13 protein-coding genes are annotated in these 15,233 nt (G+C 69.9%); 5 read left to right on the forward strand and 8 right to left on the reverse strand.

The annotated features are described in order from the left end of the window. Window positions 1–67: 67 nt before the first annotated feature. The 3 genes from pbpC to GT347_RS24115 all read left to right on the forward strand — a co-directional run bounded on the left by pbpC (window position 68) and on the right by GT347_RS24115 (window position 5,856). The gene (gene pbpC / locus GT347_RS24105) at window positions 68–2,263 is read left to right on the forward strand and encodes a penicillin-binding protein 1C (RefSeq protein ID WP_160554605.1); all 2,196 of its coding nucleotides are present in this window, start codon (window positions 68–70) and stop codon (window positions 2,261–2,263) included. Window positions 2,264–2,367: 104 nt separating this feature from the next. Then, window positions 2,368–4,638, forward strand: coding sequence for a bifunctional diguanylate cyclase/phosphodiesterase (locus GT347_RS24110; protein ID WP_160554606.1), 2,271 nt, complete (start codon window positions 2,368–2,370; stop codon window positions 4,636–4,638). Window positions 4,639–4,689: 51 nt separating this feature from the next. Continuing rightward, window positions 4,690–5,856, forward strand: a complete 1,167-nt coding sequence (locus GT347_RS24115) for an alpha-hydroxy acid oxidase (protein WP_160554607.1) — start codon at window positions 4,690–4,692, stop codon at window positions 5,854–5,856. 7 nt (window positions 5,857–5,863) lie between these two features. Here GT347_RS24115 and GT347_RS24120 read toward each other — a convergent pair whose 3' ends face one another. The 8 genes from GT347_RS24120 to GT347_RS24155 form a co-directional block, all read right to left on the reverse strand. Continuing rightward, entirely contained in the window at window positions 5,864–6,979 is a 1,116-nt protein-coding gene (locus GT347_RS24120; protein WP_160554608.1) for an iron-containing alcohol dehydrogenase, read from the reverse strand. Between the two features lie 23 nt (window positions 6,980–7,002). After that, window positions 7,003–8,028 carry an NADP-dependent oxidoreductase gene (locus GT347_RS24125; RefSeq protein WP_229722477.1) on the reverse strand — a complete coding sequence of 342 codons (1,026 nt, stop codon included), beginning with the start codon at window positions 8,026–8,028 and terminating at the stop codon, window positions 7,003–7,005. 11 nt (window positions 8,029–8,039) lie between these two features. Further along, window positions 8,040–9,044 carry a Bug family tripartite tricarboxylate transporter substrate binding protein gene (locus GT347_RS24130; RefSeq protein ID WP_160554609.1) on the reverse strand — a complete coding sequence of 335 codons (1,005 nt, stop codon included), beginning with the start codon at window positions 9,042–9,044 and terminating at the stop codon, window positions 8,040–8,042. A gap of 116 nt (window positions 9,045–9,160) precedes the next feature. Continuing rightward, a complete protein-coding gene (locus GT347_RS24135) occupies window positions 9,161–9,892 on the reverse strand; it encodes an IclR family transcriptional regulator (protein ID WP_160554610.1) in 732 nt (243 codons plus the stop codon). Between the two features lie 57 nt (window positions 9,893–9,949). Next, complete coding sequence (locus tag GT347_RS24140) at window positions 9,950–11,179, reverse strand: AI-2E family transporter (protein ID WP_160554611.1); 1,230 nt, start codon at window positions 11,177–11,179, stop codon at window positions 9,950–9,952. 98 nt (window positions 11,180–11,277) lie between these two features. Continuing rightward, window positions 11,278–11,835: a flagellar transcriptional regulator FlhC gene (gene flhC, locus GT347_RS24145; protein WP_160554612.1), complete on the reverse strand. Its 558-nt coding sequence runs from the start codon at window positions 11,833–11,835 to the stop codon at window positions 11,278–11,280. A 129-nt stretch (window positions 11,836–11,964) separates the two neighbouring features. Next, a complete protein-coding gene (gene flhD, locus GT347_RS24150; RefSeq protein WP_160554613.1) occupies window positions 11,965–12,291 on the reverse strand; it encodes a flagellar transcriptional regulator FlhD in 327 nt (108 codons plus the stop codon). A 335-nt stretch (window positions 12,292–12,626) separates the two neighbouring features. Continuing rightward, window positions 12,627–13,766, reverse strand: coding sequence for an aromatic ring-hydroxylating oxygenase subunit alpha (locus tag GT347_RS24155; RefSeq protein WP_160554614.1), 1,140 nt, complete (start codon window positions 13,764–13,766; stop codon window positions 12,627–12,629). Between the two features lie 270 nt (window positions 13,767–14,036). Here GT347_RS24155 and GT347_RS24160 point away from each other — a divergent pair, with 270 nt between their 5' ends. Next, window positions 14,037–14,294, forward strand: coding sequence for an exodeoxyribonuclease VII small subunit (locus tag GT347_RS24160; RefSeq protein ID WP_160554615.1), 258 nt, complete (start codon window positions 14,037–14,039; stop codon window positions 14,292–14,294). Beyond that, the gene (locus GT347_RS24165) at window positions 14,291–15,229 is read left to right on the forward strand and encodes a polyprenyl synthetase family protein (RefSeq protein ID WP_160554616.1); all 939 of its coding nucleotides are present in this window, start codon (window positions 14,291–14,293) and stop codon (window positions 15,227–15,229) included. The genes GT347_RS24160 and GT347_RS24165 overlap by 4 nt, the downstream gene beginning before the upstream one ends. The last annotated feature ends 4 nt before the right edge of the window (window positions 15,230–15,233 follow it).

Here is a 15,233-nt window from a genome sequence, read left to right on the forward strand (position 1 = left end):
GGATCGGCATGCTCGCGGGCGAAGTCGTCGGCCTTCGTCCGAAGGCGGCTGCGGTGAAAATCCGGCCATGCACCAGATCTCCGCCTTGAGCTTTTCGCGTGCCGGCCGCCGGGTGCGCGGGCTCGGCTGCGCGATCGCACTGCTGGCCGCCACCGCGGCGCATGCGCTGCCGTCTTTCGATGAGGTGCGCGGCCAGTGGCGCTCTTCCGAGGTGCGCATCCTCGACCGCGACGGCGCGCTGCTGCAGCGCCTGCGCACCGATGCCAGCGTGCGGCGCGGCGACTGGAATGCCCTGGCCGACATCTCGCCCGCGCTGCGCACGGCCATGGTGATGTCGGAAGACCGGCGCTTCTACGAGCACAGCGGCGTGGACTGGCGCGCCGTGTCGGCCGCCGCCTGGGCCAATCTGTGGAACCGCCGCACACGCGGCGCCTCCACCATCACCATGCAGCTGGCCGGCCTGCTGGACGAGGACCTGCGGCGCGGCGGCAACCGCGGCATGGCGCAGAAGCTGGGCCAGGCCTTCACGGCAGAGCAGCTGGAAAAAGGCTGGCGCAAGGACCAGATCCTGGAGGCCTATCTCAACCTGGTGCCCTTTCGCGGCGAGATCGTCGGCATCGATGCACTGTCGCGCAGCCTCTTCGGCAAGGCGCCGCAGGGGCTGGATGCACGCGAATCGGCCCTGGCCGCGGCGCTGGTGCGCGCGCCCAATGCCGGCCGCGCGGCGGTGGCGCGGCGGGCCTGCGAGCTGCTGCGGCGCATGGAGCCGCAGCCGCTGTCCGACTGCACCGCGCTCGACATGTTCGCCGAGGGCGCGCTGCGCCGCCGCGCTTACCCGGCCGAGGAGGGCATCGCGCCGCATCTGGCGCGGCAGCTGCTGCGCCAGGCGCCGGAGCAGGCGCGGGCCGGCGCGGTGCTGCGCAGCACCGTCTCGGCGCCGCTGCAGCGCCTGGCCACGGCCACGCTGCAGTCGCAGCTGCGCGAACTGCACGGCCGCCATGCCGAGGATGGCGCCGTCGTGGTGCTCGACAACCGCAGCGGCGAGGTGCTGGCCTGGGTCGGCTCCTCTGGCGCGCTCAGCCAGGCGCCGGAGGTGGACGGCGTGCTGGCGCAGCGCCAGCCCGGCTCCACGCTCAAGCCCTTTCTCTACGGCGAGGCGATCGCCGAGAGGCGCCTGACGGCGGCCTCGCTGGTGATCGATTCGCCCGAGCAGATCCCGACGGCCGGCGGGCTCTATGTGCCGCAGAACTACGACCGGCGCTTCAAGGGCGCGGTGTCGGTGCGCACGGCGCTGGCCGCCTCGCTCAATGTGCCGGCGGTGCGCACGCTGGTGATGGTCGGCCCCGAGGGCTTCTTCCAGCAGCTGCGCCGGGCCGGGCTGGACCTGCGCGAGTCCGCCGGCTACTACGGCTACAGCCTGGCGCTGGGCAGCGCCGAGATCTCGCTGCTGCAGCTGGCCAATGCCTACCGCATGCTGGCCAACGGCGGCATGGCGGCGCCGGTGCGCCTGCGCGCCGACCAGCCCGCGCCCGCGTCGGCGCGGGCGCTCGATGCCGGCGCGGCCTTCATCGTGGGCGACATGCTGTCCGACCCCGACGCCCGCTCGCGCACCTTCGGCAGCGACAGCGTGCTGGCCACCCGCTTCTGGACCGCGGTCAAGACCGGCACCAGCAAGGACATGCGCGACAACTGGGCGATGGGCTGGTCGCAGCGCTACACCGTGGCCGTGTGGGTGGGCAATGCCAGCGGCGCGGCGATGTGGGATGTGAGCGGCGTGTCCGGCGCGGCGCCGGTATGGGCGGCGGTGATGGGCTGGCTGCACCGGCGGGAGCCGAGCCGGCCGCCGCTGCCGCCGGAGGGCGTGCGGCAGCAGGCCGTGCGTTTCGGCGCGGGCCTGGAGGCGCCGCGCACCGAATGGTTCCTGGCCGGCACCGAGCAGGCCCTGTTCGAGCCGGCGGACGGCCCGGGCCGGGCCACCGGCCCCATGGCCTCGGCGCGCATCCTGGAGCCGGCGCCCTGCACCATCGTCGCCCTGGACCCGGACATCCCGCCGCGCCACCAGCGCCTGCGCCTGGCCGCCGACACGGGCGGCGCATCCGCCGCCGGCCTGCAATGGCGCATCGACGGCAAACCGGCGGGGCAGGGCGCGCGGCTGGACTGGATGCCCTGGCCCGGCCGCCACCGCATCGTGCTGGCCGACCGCCAGGGCGTGGAGCAGGACAGCACCTGGATCGAAGTGCGCGGCGCCGGCCTGCGGCGCTGAGCGGCAGCCTGCACCGGCCTGCGGGCTTGTGCGGGCAGCGCCTGGGCGAGCGCCCACTAGAATGGCCCGCAGGCTGCGTATCCGCGCAGTGCACGTTTGCCGCCATGTTCACGTCGCCCCGCCGCACCTTCGCCCTGCTGGCCCTTGTGCCCATGATCTCCATCGCCGCCCTGTTCGGCATGGTGGTGCTGGACGGCCGCCACGACGTCACGCAGAACATGCGCCACAGCAATGCCAACCTCTCCAACACGGTGGAGGAGAACATCCGGCGCACGCTCGACTTCTACGACCGCTCCATGCTGGGCGTGCGCGAGGAGGTCGGCAAGCCCGAGGTGATGGCGCTGCCGCCGGACATCCGCAACCGGGTGGTGTTCGACAAGGCGGTGGCGGTCAACGGCGTGTCGAACATGACGGTGGCCGATGCCAGCGGCCAGGTCACCATGAGCTCGAACCCCAAGCTGGCCGCGAGCAATATCTCCATCGCCGACCGCGCCTATTTCATCCACCACCGCGACAACCTCGACCCGGGCCTGACCATCAGCGAGCCGCTGCTGTCCAAGCTCGACAACCAGGCGGTGATCATCCTCACCCGCCGCATCGACCTGCCGGACCACAGCTTCGGCGGCGTCATCGCCCTGTCGCTCAAGCTGCACAGCCTCGACGAGCTGTTCAACGCGGTCAACCTCGGCGACGGCGGCCGCATCACCCTGCTGCGCGAGGACGGCGTGGTGCTCGCGCGTTTCCCCTCGGACAAGGAAACCGCCGGCAGCTCGCTGGCCGACAGCCCGGTCATCCGGCGCTTCAAGGCCGGCGAGAACAACTTCGAGACCTTCTCCTCGGTCGACGGCGTGCAGCGCTTCTACGTGCTCAAGCGCATCACGCGTTATCCGCTCATCATCTCGGTGGCCCAGGCCACCGACCTGGCCTACAGCGCCTGGCGCCAGCGCACCCTCAGCCAGGGCCTGATCGTGCTGACGCTGCTGGTCGGCTGCCTGGCCCTGGCCTGGCTGTTCCTGCGTGAACTCGAAACCCGGCAGAGGACCGCGCACCGCCTGCGCAATGCCGAGCGCGACCTGCGCACCATCCTCGACGGCCTGCCCTCCATGGTCGCCTATTGGGACAAGCACCTGCTGATCCGCTTCGCCAACGCGCTCTACATGAAGACCCTGGGCGGAGGCACCGACGAGACCGGCTCGCCGGTCGGCGGCCTGATCGAAGGCCAGCGCCTCATCGGCACCAACGCGCCCTATTTCGAGCGGGCGCTGCGCGGCCAGCGCCAGGTCTTCGAGACGCCCGTCGTCGACGAGGCCGGCCAGCGCCGCTGGCTGCTGGTGAGCTTCGTGCCCGACCTGGAAGACGGCGTGGTGCAGGGCGTGTTCGTGCAGGCCAACGACATCTCGGACCGCAAGGCCGCGGCCGACCTGCTGTTCGACGAGAAGGAGCGCATCCGCGTGACCCTGGCCTCGATCGGCGACGCGGTGGTCAGCACCGATGGCGAAGGCCGGGTGACCTATCTCAACCCGGCCGCCGAGATCATGAGCGGCTTCGATTCGGCCGAGGCCATCGGCCTGGACGTGGCCCGGGTGATGCCGCTGCACGATCCCGGCAGCGATCCGACGGCGCGCAACCCGGTGGCGATGGCGCTCCGGGAGCAGCGCATCGTCAAACCCTCGGCCAGCGCCAGCCTGGTCAACCGGCGCCAGCTGCGCTTCGATATCGAGGACACGGCCGCGCCCATCCACGACCGCGAGGGCCGCACCATCGGCGCGGTGATGGTGCTGCGCGACGTCACCGCCGACCGGGCCATGACCCTGCGCCTGGCCCACCTGGCGCAGTACGACGCGCTCACCGGCCTGCCCAACCGGGTGCTGCTCTACGACCGGGCCTACCAGGCCATCACCCGGGCGGCGCGCGAGAAGACCGCCCTGGCCCTGATGTACCTGGACCTGGACGGCTTCAAGGACATCAACGACTCCCTCGGCCACGACGCCGGCGACGCGGTGCTGGTGCAGTTCGCCGAACGCATGAGCGCCACGCTGCGCGCTTCCGACACCCTGTCGCGCCAGGGCGGCGACGAGTTCATCCTGCTCGCGCCCATGCTGCGCGATACCCAGGCGGCCGAGATCGTGGCCGCCAAGATGCTGGCCATCGCCGCCGAGCCCTTCCATATCGACGGCCATGTGCTGACGGTCACCGCCAGCCTGGGCGTGGCCATGTTCCCGGCCGACGGCGACAGCTTCGACCTGCTCTCGCGCCGCGCCGATGCCGCCATGTACAGCGCCAAACGCGCCGGCAAGAACCGCTGGCGCTTCTACAGCGACGACGTCGGCCGGCATACCGAGCTGCGTTTCGCCGAGCATCGGCAAGAGCCCTGAACCCCACATCCTGGCCACCTGGCCGTTCGCGGCCCTCCCTCTCGCCACTCCATGACCGACCTGAGCAAGATCACCCACATCGATGTGCTGCAGCGCATCGCCCGCCGCCGCGTGCCGCGCATGTTCTACGACTACGCCGATTCCGGCTCCTGGACCGAGGGCACCTACCGCGCCAACGAAAGCGACTTCCAGAAGATCCTGCTGCGCCAGCGGGTGGCGGTGAACATGGAGAACCGCAGCACCCGCAGCACCATGCTGGGCCAGCCGGTGGCCATGCCGGTGGCCCTGGCGCCCACGGGCCTCACCGGCATGCAGCATGCCGACGGCGAGATCCTGGCCGCGCGTGCCGCCAAGGCCTTCGGCGTGCCCTTCACGCTGTCGACCATGAGCATCTGCTCGATCGAGGACGTGGCCGAGGCCACCGACCGCCATCCCTTCTGGTTCCAGCTCTACGTGATGCGCGACCGGGGTTTCATCGAACGCCTGATCGACCGCGCCAAGGCGGCCAACGTGAGCGCGCTGCAGCTGACGGTGGACCTGCAGATCCTGGGCCAGCGCCACAAGGACATCGTCAACGGCCTGAGCGCGCCGCCCAAGCCCACGCTGGCCAACCTGATGAACCTGGCGACCAAGCCGCGCTGGTGCTGGAACATGCTGCAGACGCCGCGCCGCACCTTCCGCAACATCGCGGGCCATGTGGAGGGCGTGACCGATCTCTCCAAGCTCTCGGCCTGGACCGCGCAGCAGTTCGATCCGCAGCTCAACTGGGGCGATGTGGAATGGATCAAGCGCCGCTGGGGCGGCAAGCTGGTCATCAAGGGCATCATGGATGCGGAGGACGCGCGCCATGCGGTGGACTCCGGCGCCGACGCGTTGATCGTGTCCAACCACGGCGGGCGGCAGCTCGACGGCGCGCCTTCGTCGATCTCGCAGCTGCCGCGCATCGCCGACGCGGTGGGCCGGGAGATCGAAGTGTGGATGGACGGCGGCGTGCGCAGCGGGCAGGACGTGCTCAAGGCCCGCGCGCTGGGCGCCCGCGGCGTGCTGATCGGCCGGCCTTTCCTCTACGGCCTGGGCGCCTTCGGCCAGGCGGGGGTGAGCCGGGCGCTGGAGATCATCCACCGCGAACTCGACCTCACCATGGCGTTCTGCGGCCGTACCGACATCGAGACGGTGGACAGCGGCATCCTGCTCGACGGCCGGCGCGACTGGTTCTGAGCCTTTCTCAGTACGCCGCTTCCAGGATCGCCAGGTAGTCGGCCTCGGCGGTGGCGCGCGGGTTGGTCTTGTGGGCGTTGTCCGCCAGTGCCTGGCGGGCCACCTGGGCCAGGTCTTGCTGCCTGACGCCGATGTCGCGCAGCCGGGGCGGGATGCCGATGCGGGCGTTCAATTCGGTCAGCCTCGTGCCGAGGTCGCTGCCGGGCGGCCAGCCGGCCTGGCGCGCCATGGTGTCCCATTTGTCGCCCAGCGCCGGCCGATTCCAGCGCAGCACATGGGGCATCAGGATCGCATTGAGCGTGCCGTGATGGAAGCCCAGCGCGCCCAGCGGATGGGCCAGCGCATGCACCGCGCCGATGCCCTTCTGGAAGCTGATCGCGCCTTCGAGCGAGCCCATCATCATGTTCCAGCGGGCGTCCATGTCGTCGCCCTGGGCCACGGCGCGTTCGAGGTGGCCGAAGATGCGCTGCATGCCGTCCAGCGAGATCGCATCGGCCGGCGGATTGACGGCCGGCGAGCAGTAGGTCTCGATGCAGTGCGCCAGCGCGTCCATGCCGGTGGAGGCGGTGACCGGGGGCGGCAGGGCGCGGGTGAGTTCGGGGTCGCAGATGGCGGCGCTGACGATGTCCGGACAGCGCACGCCGGCCTTGATGCCGTTGTCGAACACGATCACCGCCGAGCGGCCGACCTCGCTGCCGGTGCCGGCGGTGGTGGGCATCAGGAGCAGCGGCGGCGCATCCACGATGTCCGAGGGCGCGGCATGGCGGTTGCAGTAGTTCCACAGCGGCGGCGCGTTGGTGGCCAGCACCGCGATGGCCTTGGCCAGGTCGAGCGCGGCACCGCCGCCGATGCCGATCACGCCGTCGCAGCCGGAGGCTCGGTAGAGGGCAGCGCCGGCCGCTGCCGCGGCTTCGGTGGGGTTGACCGGCACGTCGTCGAAGACCGGGAAGCGGCCCGCGTCGCCAACCGCCTCCTGGGCCAGGGCGAAGACACCGGCCTTGATCACCCCCTTGTCGGTCACGAACAGCGGCAGGCGCATGCCGTGCTGCGCCATCAGCCGGGGCAGCACGCGGCGTTCGCCGTGGCCGAAGTGCACGGCGGTGAGGAATTGCAGGACGCTCATGTCTCGGGACTCCAGGTTCGCGCTCAGGCGGCGGGCCGCAGCCGCACCAGCTGCTTGCCCACGTTGGCGCCGGCCAGCATGTCGATGAAGGCGCGGGGCGCGTTCTCCAGGCCCTCGGTGATCGTCTCGCGGTACTGGAGCCTGCCTGCGGCATAGGCGCCGGCCAGCGCGGCGCTGGCTTGCGGCCACAGGTCCTTGTGGTCGGACAGCACGAAGCCGCGGATGGTCACCCGCCGGTTGAACACCTCACGCAGGTTCTTCATGCCGTAGGGCTCGGTGGCGTTGTATTGCGAGACCAGGCCGCAGAGCGGAATACGGGCGAAGTTGTTGCACAGTGGCAGGACGGCATCCAGGATCGGCCCGCCGACGTTGTCGAAGTACACGTCCACGCCCTGCGGCAGCGCGCGGCGCAGGGCCTCGGCGAAGTCGGGCGCGCGGTAGTCGATGCAGTCGTCGAAGCCATAGGCGCTGCGCACCAGCTCGCACTTGGCCGCGCCGCCGGCGATGCCCACCGCGCGGCAGCCATGCAGCCGGGCCAGCTGGCCGACCACGCTGCCCACGGCGCCCGATGCGGCCGAGACCAGCACCGTCTCGCCCGCCTTCGGCTTGCCGAAGGCGTGCAGCCCGACCCAGGCGGTGATGCCGGTGGAGCCCAGCGCGCCCAGGTAGGCGGTGGCCGGGGCGGCCGACACATCGACCAGCTGCAGCTCGGCCGGCGAGGCCACGCTGTAGTCCTGCCAGCCGAGCCGGCCGACCACCCACTGGCCTTCGACGAAGCCATCGGCGTGGCTTTCCACCACCTGGCCGACGGTGCGGCCGACCAGCACATCGCCGATCCGCATCACCGGCGCATAGGAGTCCTTCTCCTCCATGCGCATGCGGATGTAGGGGTCGACCGAAAGCACATCGTTGCGCACCAGCACCTGGCCGGGGCCGGGGCGGCCGACGGGCACGGTGGCGAGAGTGAAGCAGTCTTCGGTCGGCGTGCCGATGGGGCGGCGGGCAAAGCTGACCTGGCGTTGCGAGGCCGGGATCTGGGCAAGGGTCATGGGAGCAGTCTTCAGCCGATGGTGATGTTGGCGTCGCGAACCAGCTTCTGCAGCAGCTCGCGCTGGCGGTTCAGGAAGGCGCTGAATTCGGCCGTGCTGTTGGCCACCAGCACGGTGCCCTGGGGCGCGATGGCGGCGGCCAGCGCCGGATCCTTGGCGGCCTGCACGACGGCGGCCTGCATCTGCTGGATCGGGCCCTCCGGCGTGCCGGCGGCGGCGAACAGGCCGAACCAGTCGTCCATGTCGTAGCCGGGGAAACCTCGCTCGGCGATGGTCGGCACCTCCGGATAGGCCGCCAGCCGGGTGGCGCTGGTGACGGCCAGCATCCGCGTCTTGCCGGTGGCCAGGGTGCCGCGGGCGGTGGATGTGGTGATGAGGGCGGAGTCAATCTGCCCGCCCATCACGTCACGCGCCGCATCGGCCCCGCCGCGGTAGGGCGTGTGCAGCAGCTGCACCTTGGCGCGCTGCTGCAGCAGGGCCAGGGCGAGATGGCCCATGGCGCCGGAGGGCGGCGTGCCGCAGGAGACGGTGCCGGGCTTGGCCCGGGCCACCGCCAGGAACTCGTCGAGGTTCTGCGCCGGGAAGTCGTGCCGCACGACCAGCGCCTGCGGCGCACGCACCGCCAGCGTGACCGGCGCGAAGGCGCTGCGGTAGTCGAAGGGCAGGTCTTTGATCAGCACCGGGTTGGTCAGCTGGTTGGCCGCGTCCCACAGGAAGGTGTAGCCGTCCTTGGGCGAGCCGAGCACCGCGCTGGCCGCGACGACCGCATTGCCGCCGGTGCGGTTCTCGATGACCAGCGACTGGCCGAGGATCTCGCCCACCTTCTGGCCAACGGCGCGCGCCGAGGTGTCCGCCGCGCCGCCGGCGGAGAAGGGCACGACGATGCGCACCGGCCGGTTGGGCCAGGGCGCTTGGGCGAAGGCGGCGCCGGGGGCCAGGGCCGCGGCCAGGCTGGCGAGCAGGGCGCCGCGGCGCGACAGGCGCGGCATGCCCGCGGCATCGAATGCGGTTTTCATGGCTTGTCTCCGTTTGAATTCTCGTGTTCTGTCTTGCAGAACATCATTCCGATAATTCTAGGAGTGCCTCGTCTTGCTTCGCAATGCCGCCAAGGGTATGTCCCGGGGCCGGCGGCTCAGCCGACCTGGCCGCTGAGCCGCGCGGCGGCGGCCCGCACCGCCGGGATATAGCTTTCGCTGTAGCGGCTGACCGGCATGGTCAGGGTGAGGGCGGCGGCCAGGCGGCCATCGGCGCGGAAGACGGGCGCGGAGATACCGGCCACGTCCGAGAGCCGGTCGCCGCTGGCGGCGTAGAAGCCCTGTTCGCGGATGCGCTGGTGCAGCAGCGTTTCCTCCGCATCCGCGGCGGCAGTGGCGCTGGCGCCGAAGGCGCTCAGCACCCGGCCGCCGGAGCCGCGCCCGGCGGGCAGCAGGTCGCCGGCGCGGATGTGGTCGCGCACCGGATGCGGCGAATCGACCCGGTAGAGGCACAGGCGCTGAGCCCCTTGCGGCACGTGGTACGCCGCGCTCTCGCCGGTGATCTCGACCAGCTGGCGCAGCACCGGCAGGACCACCGGCTCCAGGGAGAAGGAGGCGGCGTAGATGGCATGCAGCCGCGCCACCTCCGCGCCCAGCGAATAGCGGCCGTCGTCGAGCTTCTGCACCAGCCGGCCGTGCTCCAGCGAGGCGAGCAGGCGCAGCACGGTGCTTTTGTAGAGCTTGGAGCGCTCGGCCAGCATGCCGAGCGTCAGCGGCTTGTCGCCGGAGCGGAACGCGGCGAGCAGGCTGATGGCGCGGTCGACCGCGGCTGCGCCGCCGGGGGCGGCATCGGTATCGGCGACCGATTCGGTCTGAGCTTTACGGGGCATGGCGGCGATCATCCATTCCGTGGGAAGGAACGGCGTTCGGGAAATCCCGGCGCGGGCTCAGGCGCTCATCAGCTCGCCGACGGGTTTGAGGTCTTCCACCCGGTCGCAGATGGACTTCATCACCATCATCATCGGAATACCCAGCAGCAGCCCCCACGCGCCCCAGAGCCAGCCCCAGACCAACACGCTGGCGAAGACGACCACCGGGTTCATGCTGCTGGCCCGGCTGGTGAGCCAGGGCGTGAGCAACTGGCCGACCACGATGTGGATCAGAACCGACACACCGCCCACCGTCAGCGCCATGTTGGGCGTGCCGAACTGCAGGAAGGCGACCAGGGCCGAGCCGCCGGTGACGATGGTCGAGCCCACATAAGGCACCAGGTTCAGCACCCCGGCCGCGATGCCCCACACCGGCGCGTATTCCAGCCCCAGCGCCCAGTAGCTCAGCCAGGTGGCCACGCCCACCAGCAGGCTCATCAGCAGCTGCACCATCAGGTAGCGCTGGATCTGGCCGGTGATCTCGTCGAGCACCTCCACCGTGATCTTCTTGCGGGTGAGGCTGGGCCCGGTGATCTTGACCAGCTTGCGGCGGAAGGAGTCGCCGGCGCACAGGGCGAAGAAGGTCAGGAACAGCACCACCGTCATCTGCCCGACCAGGGTGGCCAGGCCGACGGTGCCGCTCCAGAGGTAGTCGCGCACGTTGAAGGGCTGGCGCTCGACGATCACCCGGGTCACGCCGCGGATCGGCAGGGCCGGGCGGGCCTGCGTGGCCTGCTCCAGCTGGGCGGCGGCCTGCTGCACCGTGTCCAGGGTGCTGGGGCCGCCGCCGCTGTCGGCCATCGAGTCGCGCAGCTTGCGCGCGGCCACCGGCAGGCTGTCGATCAGGGCGGCCGCGTCGTCGCTCAGCCAGTACATGGTGCCGGCCAGGGCGCCGACGATGGACAGCAGCAGCACGGCGGCGCTGAGGGCGCGCGACACCCCGGCGCGCGCCAGCGTTTCCACGATGGGCGAGAGTGCGTAGGTCACCAGCAAGGCCAGCACCAGCGGGATCAGCACGGCCGCGGCCCAGTGCAGGGCCCACAGGCTGGCCAGGCCGGCCACGATGACCAGCGACAGGCTGCGCACGTTGATCGGCGTCTGCAGCAGGATGCGGGGCTGGTCGGGATCGCCGTCGGCCGGCGGCGGCAGGCGTACTGCGAAGTCCTCGGCGCCCGGAATCGGCGTGGCGCCCGGCGGCAGATCCTCGCGTGGGAGACGATCTACGACTTGGACAACAGGTTCGGGCATGGGCCGGAATTCTGCAGTGCGCCCCCGGTGCCAGCTGTAGGCGGACACCGGCTTATCGCCAGGCCTGGCGCGGCTTTGCGGCCGATCGCCGCAGCTGCTCAGTGCAGCATCAGGGCGCCGGAGGACTTGCTCTTGCCCGCGCGCGCCGGCGGGTTGCACAGGCCGCAGACGAAGTGGCGTGCGTTCTCGTAGGGCTCGGTGACGAAGTTGCCGCCGCACTGCGAGCACTTGGTCATGCTGAGCATCTGCGCGTCGACGAACTTCACCAGGCGCCAGGCGCGGGTGAAGGAGAGCAGGGCCTCGATCTCGGCGGACTCGACCTGTTCGGCATACAGGCGGTAGGCCTTGGTCAGCACGTCCACCGGGTCGAGCGATGCGCCCTTGGACAGGTATTCGTAGATGTTCAGGAACAGCGAGGAGTGGATGTTCTCCTGCCAGGTCAGGAACCAGTCGGTCGAGAAGGGCAGCTGGCCCTTGGAAGGCGACTTGCCGGCGATCTCCTTGTACAGGCGGATCAGGCGTTCGTAGGACAGCGTGGTTTCCGATTCCAGCACCTGCATGCGGGCACCCATGCGGATCAGCTCGGCGGCGCGTTCGATCTGGCGCGACTCGTTGAGCACACTCTTGACGACGGGGGTGGCGGCTGCGGTGGTCATGGCTTGCGTTCCTGAGGTCTGAAGGGCGGCGCTGTCTTTACCGGGATACCGTGGAGCCGGCTTTGCCGGGCCGCCGGTATCGCCCCTTGAGGGGGGGCCGAAGACACGAAGTGCGTAGGCTGGGGTGGGTCAAAGAACTTCGGAGACCCGGCCGGCCATCAGGATGTTGGCGTGCAGGCGGTTGGTGGCTTCGTTGCCCACCTTCTTCGGCGAATGGTTGGTCAGCAGGCTCCACACCATCTCGTCGTCCATGCGGAAGCGGCACAGCAGGGTGTTGCCCGAGGCCAGCTTCAGGATCTGCGCGGAGGACAGCGATGCCAGCAGGTCCGCGCTCTCTTCGTTCAGGCCCAGGCGGAACACGGCCTCGGCCTTGTCCTGGCGCACCAGGCCCTGGGCCAGCATCAGGTAGGTCAGGTTGGCTTCGCGGATCTCGGCAAGCATTTGTTCGCGGGTCATGGTGGTGGTCCCTCTGGAAGGCTTTTCGGATTCGCAAGCTGCCGTGACACGCTGTCTGCTGCTCGATCCGATGAAATGGATTGTGAAGATGGGCCAAACGGAAATTAAGTCGGGGAACCGTCATCCGCGTTGTCTGGTTTTGCGTCGCCCGTGTAGGAAGTTGCCCTACAGGATATGAAGCCTCTGTACCAGCCTTGCCCGCAGGCGTCACCAGCTGTGATCCGCGGATAACCACGGCTTATGCATGGCTTTTCCCGGTGCTGAAAAAGTAGGCTGCGTCCGACAAAAAAAATCCGGCCTCGGCCGGATTTCATGATCGATGCGACAGCGGCTCTTCAGCGCAGTCCGGCCTCGGGGCCCAGGGCCCGGCGATACCACTCGTGGAAGTGCTGCATGCCGTCTTCCATCGGGCTCTGGTAGGGACCGCGTTCGTCGTCGCCGCGTGCCAGCAGGGCCTGGCGGCCGGCGTCCATGCGCTCGGCGATCTCGTCGTCCTCCACGCAGGTCTCCATGTAGGCGGCCTGCTGGGCCTCGACGAACTCGCGCTCGAAGGCGGCGATCTCCTCGGGGTAGAAGAACTCCACCATGTTGATGGTCTTCGTCGGGCTGACCGGATGCAGCGTGGACACGGTCAGCACATGCGGGTACCACTCCACCATGATGTGCGGGTAGTAGGTCAGCCAGATCGCGCCGTGCTTGGGCGGCACGCCCTTGCGCCAGTTCAGCAGCTGTTCCTGCCAGCGCTGGTAGACCGGGCTGCCGGCCTTGCCCAGGCGGTTGGCGATGCCCACCGTCTGCACCGAGTACTGCTCGCCGAACTCCCAGCGCAGGTCCTCGCAGGTCACGAAGCCGCCCAGGCCGGGGTGGAAGGGGCCGACGTGGTAGTCCTCCAGATAGACCTCGATGAAGGTCTTCCAGTTGTAGTTGCACTCGTGCAGCACCACCCGGTCGCGCACCATGCCGGAGAAATCGAGGTCGGCGCGCGGGCCGAGCTGCGCCAGGTCGGCCGCCACATCGCGCGAGCCGGCTTCGAACAGCAGGCCGTTCCATTCCTGCAGCGGGTAGTTGCGCAGGTTCAGGCAGGGGTCTTCGGCGAAGTGCGGGGCGCCCAGCAAGTGGCCCTGGGGTGCGTAGGTCCAGCGGTGCAGCGGGCAGACGATGTTGCCGCCGGCATGGCCCGGCGCGGTCCGCGCCAGCGAGCCGGCGCCCTTGAGCATCACCGCCTGGCGGTGGCGGCAGATGTTGGAGACCAGTTCGACGCGGTCCTCGGCCGTGCGCACCAGGGCGCGGCCTTCGCCCTCCTGGGGCAGGGCGTAGTAATCGCCCTTCTCGGGAACCGACAGTGCATGGCCGACGTAGCGTGGGCCTTGCTGGAACAGCTGCTCCTTTTCCCGCTGGAACAGCGCTTCATCGAAATAAGTAGCTACAGAAAGTTGGCTTGCGGCCTGCTGCAGTCGAAGACTTAAATCAGACATGGGTGACCTGACCTAAAGACTCCCCACAGGGAGAAACACGGAAGAACAAAGCGTCGAAGCCGACCGGGGCGGCCCGGTCTGAAAAGCGGTGGCTGTTGGACGCGTCGAAAAGAAACGCCGGCTGCTATGGCCGGCGCTGGGAGGGGGATTGTACCCTTGCCCATCTGAAGGAGTGATCGAATGTTCGATATGTCCTGCAATGGTTACCGGAACGCGGGTCAGCCCCTCTAAAATGCCCGGTTTTGCCAAGCGCAAGCACCGTTGCCGTCCATGCCCAAGGCGCCCACCGCCCCCGATTCCGCCAACCCGCTGCAAGACCAGCCCGCCAGCTACGAGGCAGCGCTCGCAGAACTCGAACAGCTCGTGTCCCGGCTCGACGCCGGCCAACTGCCCCTGGACCAGCTGCTGGCCGGCTACCGCCGCGGCGCCGCGCTGCTGGCCTTCTGCCGCGAGCGTCTGCAGGCGGTCGAGGAGCAGGTGCAGGTGCTCGACGGGGCTTCGTCCAAGCCCTGGACGCCGGGCACATGAGTGCCGTGCTGCCCGCCTTCGACCTGCGCGCCTGGAGCCAGGCCGCCCTGTCCCAGGTCGAGTCCGCCATGGCGCTCTGGCTGGCCGAAGGCGCTGTGCCGCAGCTGGAAAGCCTCAATGCGCCGATCCGCTATTCGGTGCTGGACGGCGGCAAGCGGCTGCGGCCCTTGCTGGCGCTGGCCGCCCGCGCGGCCGTGGCCGCCCATGACGGCAAGGCCGCTCCCGCCGACTTCGACACCGCCGCATTGCGCGCGGGCTGTGCCGTCGAACTGATCCATGCCTATTCGCTGGTGCACGACGACATGCCCTGCATGGACAACGACGTGCTGCGCCGCGGCAAGCCCACGGTGCATGTGAAGTTCGGCGAGGCCGGCGCCCTGCTGGCCGGCGATGCGCTGCAGGCCCTGGCCTTCGAGTGGCTGACGCCGGCCGACGACTCCATTCCCGCCGCCACCCAGGCCGTGCTGTGCGCCCGGCTGGCGCGCGCGGCCGGCCGCAACGGCATGGCCGGCGGCCAGGCAATCGACCTGGCCAGTGTCGGTGTCGCGCTCGACGAATCCGCCCTGCGCCATATGCACAGCCTGAAGACCGGCGCACTGCTGCAAGCCAGTGTCGCCATGGGCGCGGCCTGCGGTGCCGCGCCGGCGCGTGCGCTGGCCGCGCTGGAGAGCTTCGGCGCCGCGCTGGGACTGGCCTTCCAGGTGGTCGACGACATCCTCGACGTCACCGCCGATTCGGCCACGCTGGGCAAGACGGCCGGCAAGGATGCCGCGGCCGACAAGCCCACCTATGTCTCGCTGCTCGGGCTCGATGGCGCCCGCGCACGCGCCCGCCAGCTGCATGCCGCCGCGATCTCCGCGCTGGCCGACAGCGGACTGGGCGACACCGCGGCGCTTGCCGCACTGGCCGGCCTGGTGATGAACCGCGACCACTGAAGAA

Origin of the sequence: Xylophilus rhododendri (assembly GCF_009906855.1) — a bacterium.
Classification (GTDB): domain Bacteria; phylum Pseudomonadota; class Gammaproteobacteria; order Burkholderiales; family Burkholderiaceae_C; genus Xylophilus; species Xylophilus rhododendri.

Bases quoted from the DNA above. Each gene is read 5' to 3' on its own strand.
- pbpC (WP_160554605.1), top strand. From the start codon at position 68: ATGCACCAGATCTCCGCCTTGAGCTTTTCGCGTGCCGGCCGCCGGGTG.
- GT347_RS24110 (WP_160554606.1), top strand. From the start codon at position 2,368: ATGTTCACGTCGCCCCGCCGCACCTTCGCCCTGCTGGCCCTTGTGCCC.
- GT347_RS24115 (WP_160554607.1), top strand. From the start codon at position 4,690: ATGACCGACCTGAGCAAGATCACCCACATCGATGTGCTGCAGCGCATC.
- GT347_RS24120 (WP_160554608.1), bottom strand. From the start codon at position 6,979: ATGAGCGTCCTGCAATTCCTCACCGCCGTGCACTTCGGCCACGGCGAA.
- GT347_RS24125 (WP_229722477.1), bottom strand. From the start codon at position 8,028: ATGACCCTTGCCCAGATCCCGGCCTCGCAACGCCAGGTCAGCTTTGCC.
- GT347_RS24130 (WP_160554609.1), bottom strand. From the start codon at position 9,044: ATGAAAACCGCATTCGATGCCGCGGGCATGCCGCGCCTGTCGCGCCGC.
- GT347_RS24135 (WP_160554610.1), bottom strand. From the start codon at position 9,892: ATGCCCCGTAAAGCTCAGACCGAATCGGTCGCCGATACCGATGCCGCC.
- GT347_RS24140 (WP_160554611.1), bottom strand. From the start codon at position 11,179: ATGCCCGAACCTGTTGTCCAAGTCGTAGATCGTCTCCCACGCGAGGAT.
- flhC (WP_160554612.1), bottom strand. From the start codon at position 11,835: ATGACCACCGCAGCCGCCACCCCCGTCGTCAAGAGTGTGCTCAACGAG.
- flhD (WP_160554613.1), bottom strand. From the start codon at position 12,291: ATGACCCGCGAACAAATGCTTGCCGAGATCCGCGAAGCCAACCTGACC.
- GT347_RS24155 (WP_160554614.1), bottom strand. From the start codon at position 13,766: ATGTCTGATTTAAGTCTTCGACTGCAGCAGGCCGCAAGCCAACTTTCT.
- GT347_RS24160 (WP_160554615.1), top strand. From the start codon at position 14,037: ATGCCCAAGGCGCCCACCGCCCCCGATTCCGCCAACCCGCTGCAAGAC.
- GT347_RS24165 (WP_160554616.1), top strand. From the start codon at position 14,291: ATGAGTGCCGTGCTGCCCGCCTTCGACCTGCGCGCCTGGAGCCAGGCC.